Source organism: Glutamicibacter sp. NPDC088483 (genome assembly GCF_044753145.1).
In the GTDB taxonomy this organism is placed as follows: Bacteria; Actinomycetota; Actinomycetes; order Actinomycetales; family Micrococcaceae; genus Glutamicibacter.
Window position 1 is genome coordinate 1 of record NZ_JBIVMP010000013.1, and the last position, 5,350, is coordinate 5,350.

At 54.3% G+C, this 5,350-nt stretch carries 2 rRNA genes; both read left to right on the forward strand.

Annotated features, from left to right (window positions below):
* The first annotated feature begins 3 nt into the window (after positions 1–3).
* Positions 4–1,529, forward strand: a 16S ribosomal RNA gene (locus tag ACIP6G_RS18190).
* Between the two features lie 598 nt (positions 1,530–2,127).
* Positions 2,128–5,259, forward strand: a 23S ribosomal RNA gene (locus tag ACIP6G_RS18195).
* Together the 16S and 23S rRNA genes form the textbook arrangement of a ribosomal RNA operon.
* The last annotated feature ends 91 nt before the right edge of the window (positions 5,260–5,350 follow it).

Here is a 5,350-nt window from a genome sequence, read left to right on the forward strand (position 1 = left end):
TTTTTTATGGAGAGTTTGATCCTGGCTCAGGATGAACGCTGGCGGCGTGCTTAACACATGCAAGTCGAACGATGAAGCCCAGCTTGCTGGGTGGATTAGTGGCGAACGGGTGAGTAACACGTGAGTAACCTGCCCCCGACTCTGGGATAAGCCCGGGAAACTGGGTCTAATACCGGATATTACCTTTGACCGCATGGTTGTTGGTGGAAAGATTTATCGGTGGGGGATGGACTCGCGGCCTATCAGCTTGTTGGTGAGGTAATGGCTCACCAAGGCGACGACGGGTAGCCGGCCTGAGAGGGTGACCGGCCACACTGGGACTGAGACACGGCCCAGACTCCTACGGGAGGCAGCAGTGGGGAATATTGCACAATGGGCGAAAGCCTGATGCAGCGACGCCGCGTGAGGGATGACGGCCTTCGGGTTGTAAACCTCTTTCAGTAGGGAAGAAGCGAAAGTGACGGTACCTGCAGAAGAAGCGCCGGCTAACTACGTGCCAGCAGCCGCGGTAATACGTAGGGCGCAAGCGTTATCCGGATTTATTGGGCGTAAAGAGCTCGTAGGCGGTTTGTCGCGTCTGCCGTGAAAGTCCGAGGCTCAACCTCGGATCTGCGGTGGGTACGGGCAGACTAGAGTGATGTAGGGGAGACTGGAATTCCTGGTGTAGCGGTGAAATGCGCAGATATCAGGAGGAACACCGATGGCGAAGGCAGGTCTCTGGGCATTTACTGACGCTGAGGAGCGAAAGCATGGGGAGCGAACAGGATTAGATACCCTGGTAGTCCATGCCGTAAACGTTGGGCACTAGGTGTGGGGGACATTCCACGTTTTCCGCGCCGTAGCTAACGCATTAAGTGCCCCGCCTGGGGAGTACGGCCGCAAGGCTAAAACTCAAAGGAATTGACGGGGGCCCGCACAAGCGGCGGAGCATGCGGATTAATTCGATGCAACGCGAAGAACCTTACCAAGGCTTGACATGTGCCAGACCGCCTCAGAGATGGGGTTTCCCTTCGGGGCTGGTTCACAGGTGGTGCATGGTTGTCGTCAGCTCGTGTCGTGAGATGTTGGGTTAAGTCCCGCAACGAGCGCAACCCTCGTTCCATGTTGCCAGCACGTAAAGGTGGGGACTCATGGGAGACTGCCGGGGTCAACTCGGAGGAAGGTGGGGATGACGTCAAATCATCATGCCCCTTATGTCTTGGGCTTCACGCATGCTACAATGGCCGGTACAATGGGTTGCGATACTGTGAGGTGGAGCTAATCCCTAAAAGCCGGTCTCAGTTCGGATTGGGGTCTGCAACTCGACCCCATGAAGTCGGAGTCGCTAGTAATCGCAGATCAGCAACGCTGCGGTGAATACGTTCCCGGGCCTTGTACACACCGCCCGTCAAGTCACGAAAGTTGGTAACACCCGAAGCCGATGGCCTAACCACCTTGTGTGGGGGGAGTCGTCGAAGGTGGGACTGGCGATTGGGACTAAGTCGTAACAAGGTAGCCGTACCGGAAGGTGCGGCTGGATCACCTCCTTTCTAAGGAGCTAACCATTATTGGTTGCCCATGCTGGACACGAGTGTTGTCCGGGTGGGTTGCTCATGGGTGGAATATCAATGGACTCAATACCGGAAAACGTGCTGGCTGATGCTGGTGCGGGGTATTGGCTGTGGCCGCGTGGTGCTTGGGCATCTGCTAGTACGCATTGCAGGGGGTTTTCTTCTTGCGGTGCTGGAATGCGGTGTGTGGGTGTTGTGTGGTTTGTATGGTTTGGCATGCTGTTGGGTTTTGAGGCAACAAGCCTCCTTTCCTGGTGAATGGTTGCCGGGGTTCTTCCTGTGGGGAGGGTCCTGGTGGTGTTCGCTTGGGTGAGGGGTTCTTGGTGTTTCGGTGTTTGTCCTGTGTTTGCTGCAAGGATGTCCTGTTGGATTGATGCTGGCCTTTGGCTGGTGTTGGTTTTGGGGTGTTGTTGCGGGGGTGCGGGGTTGTTGTTTGGGAACTGTATAGTGAACGCGAGCATCTTGCAGATGAGATGAGCTGGGTAGTCCTTTTCCTTGGATTGCCTGGTGTTGGAGTCTTGTCTGCGTGATTTTGTTAGATTGTTTTATTGCTCATATCTTTTGACTTTGATGTTGTGTTGAAGTTTTTAAGGGCGCACGGTGGATGCCTTGGCATCAAGAGCCGATGAAGGACGTGGGAATCTGCGATAAGCCTGGTGGAGTCGATAACCGGACGTTGAGACCAGGATTTCCGAATGGGGGAACCCCGCACCATGTTATGTGGTGTGACCTGCAGCTGAATGTATAGGCTGTGTGGAGGGAACGCGGGGAAGTGAAACATCTCAGTACCCGCAGGAAGAGAAAACAACAGTGATTCCGTTAGTAGTGGCGAGCGAACGCGGATGGGGCTAAACCGGTTGGTGTGTGATAGCGGATAGGCGTTGCATCACCGGGGTTGTGGGGTTGACATGTACCAGCGCTATCTTGCTGGTGGGATGAGGTGCAGGCGTATAGGTGAATCGGTTGGAATGCCGGACCATAGAGGGTGATAGTCCCGTAGGTGTAATGCGTGTCTGCCGTTCTAGTGTTGATACCCGAGTAGCACGGGGCCCGTGAAACCTTGTGTGAATCTGCCAGGACCACCTGGTAAGCCTGAATACTACTTGATGACCGATAGTGAATCAGTACCGTGAGGGAATGGTGAAAAGTACCCCGGGAGGGGAGTGAAATAGTACCTGAAACCGTGCGCTTACAATCCGTTAGAGCTGGGGACTTGTTCCCTGGTGATGGCGTGCCTTTTGAAGAATGAGCCTGCGAGTTAGTGTTACGTCGCGAGGTTAACCCGTGTGGGGAAGCCGTAGCGAAAGCGAGTCTGAATAGGGCGTTTGAGTGGCGTGATCTAGACCCGAAGCGAAGTGATCTACCCATGGCCAGGTTGAAGCGCGTGTAAGAGCGTGTGGAGGACCGAACCCACTTCAGTTGAAAATGGAGGGGATGAGCTGTGGGTAGGGGTGAAAGGCCAATCAAACTTCGTGATAGCTGGTTCTCCCCGAAATGCATTTAGGTGCAGCGTTGCGTGTTTCTTGCTGGAGGTAGAGCTACTGGATAGGCGATGGGCCCTACAAGGTTACTGACCTTAGCCAAACTCCGAATGCCGGCAAGTGAGAGCGCAGCAGTGAGACTGTGGGGGATAAGCTTCATAGTCGAGAGGGAAACAGCCCAGAACGCCAACTAAGGCCCCTAAGCGTGTGCTAAGTGGAAAAGGATGTGGAGTTGCTGTGACAACCAGGAGGTTGGCTTAGAAGCAGCCACCCTTGAAAGAGTGCGTAATAGCTCACTGGTCAAGTGATTCCGCGCCGATAATGTAGCGGGGCTCAAGCACACCGCCGAAGTTGCGTCATTCAAATATTAACCTGGTTTCGATTGGGTGTTTGGATGGGTAGGGGAGCGTCGTGTGGACGGTGAAGTCGCGGTGTAAACCAGCGGTGGAGGCCACACGAGTGAGAATGCAGGCATGAGTAGCGAATGACGGGTGAGAAACCCGTCCGCCGAATGATCAAGGGTTCCAGGGTTAAGCTAATCTGCCCTGGGTTAGTCGGGACCTAAGGCGAGGCCGACAGGCGTAGTCGATGGACAACGGGTTGATATTCCCGTACCGGCGAAGGACCGCCCATACTGAGCTGTGGATGCTAACCATGATTGACGCTAGCTGTTGGTGCCTTCGGGCATCTTGCTGGTTGATGTGGTGGGAACCGATGCAGTGAGGTCAGCGTATTAACAGGTGTGACGCAGGAAGGTAGCCGAGCCAGGCAATGGAATTGACCTGGTCCAAGGGTGTAGGAAGAGTGGTTGGCAAATCCGCCGCTCATGTTTCTGAGACCTGATAGGCGCCCCGTTTTCGGGGTGATTCGGTGATCCTATGCTGCCTAGAAAAGCATCGGCGCGAGGTCCAAGTCCGCCCGTACCCCAAACCGACACAGGTGATCAGGTAGAGAATACTAAGGCGATCGAGAGAATCATGGTTAAGGAACTCGGCAAAATGCCCCCGTAACTTCGGAAGAAGGGGGGCCTGCCCCGTGATGAGAACTTGCTTCTCTGATGCGGGTGTGGGCCGCAGAGACCAGGGGGAAGCGACTGTTTACTAAAAACACAGGTCCGTGCGAAGTCGCAAGACGATGTATACGGACTGACTCCTGCCCGGTGCTGGAAGGTTAAGAGGACTGGTTAGCAGTAATGCGAAGCTGAGAATTTAAGCCCCAGTAAACGGCGGTGGTAACTATAACCATCCTAAGGTAGCGAAATTCCTTGTCGGGTAAGTTCCGACCTGCACGAATGGAGTAACGACTTCCCCGCTGTCTCAACCATGAACTCGGCGAAATTGCAGTACGAGTAAAGATGCTCGTTACGCGCAGCAGGACGGAAAGACCCCGAGACCTTTACTATAGTTTGGTATTGGTGTTCGGTGCAGCTTGTGTAGGATAGGTGGGAGACTGTGAAGCTTGGACGCTAGTTCAGGTGGAGTCATCGTTGAAATACCACTCTGGCTGTACCGGTCACCTAACTTCGGACCATGATCTGGTTCAGGGACAGTGCCTGATGGGTAGTTTAACTGGGGCGGTTGCCTCCTAAAATGTAACGGAGGCGCCCAAAGGTTCCCTCAGCCTGGTTGGCAATCAGGTGTCGAGTGTAAGTGCACAAGGGAGCTTGACTGTGAGAGTGACAGCTCGAGCAGGGACGAAAGTCGGGACTAGTGATCCGGCGGCACCTCGTGGAAGGGCCGTCGCTCAACGGATAAAAGGTACCTCGGGGATAACAGGCTGATCTTGCCCAAGAGTCCATATCGACGGCATGGTTTGGCACCTCGATGTCGGCTCGTCGCATCCTGGGGCTGGAGTAGGTCCCAAGGGTTGGGCTGTTCGCCCATTAAAGCGGTACGCGAGCTGGGTTTAGAACGTCGTGAGACAGTTCGGTCCCTATCCGCTGCGCGCGTTGGAAATTTGAGAAGGGCTGTCCTTAGTACGAGAGGACCGGGACGGACGAACCTCTGGTGTGTCAGTTGTACTGCCAAGTGCATCGCTGATTAGCTACGTTTGGAAGGGATAACCGCTGAAAGCATCTAAGCGGGAAGCCTGCTTCGAGATGAGATTTCCATGCACCTTGAGTGTGAGAGGCCCCCAGCTAGACCACTGGGTTGATAGGCAGGATGTGGAAGCAAGGACTAAAGACTTGTGTAGCTGACCTGTACTAATAGGCCGATGACTTTCAACACACAATAAAACAATATTGAACTGATGATTTCAATGCTGTTCGCGTTCACTATGCGGTTACGAGACAACAACCTCTAGCCAGCAAATACGGAT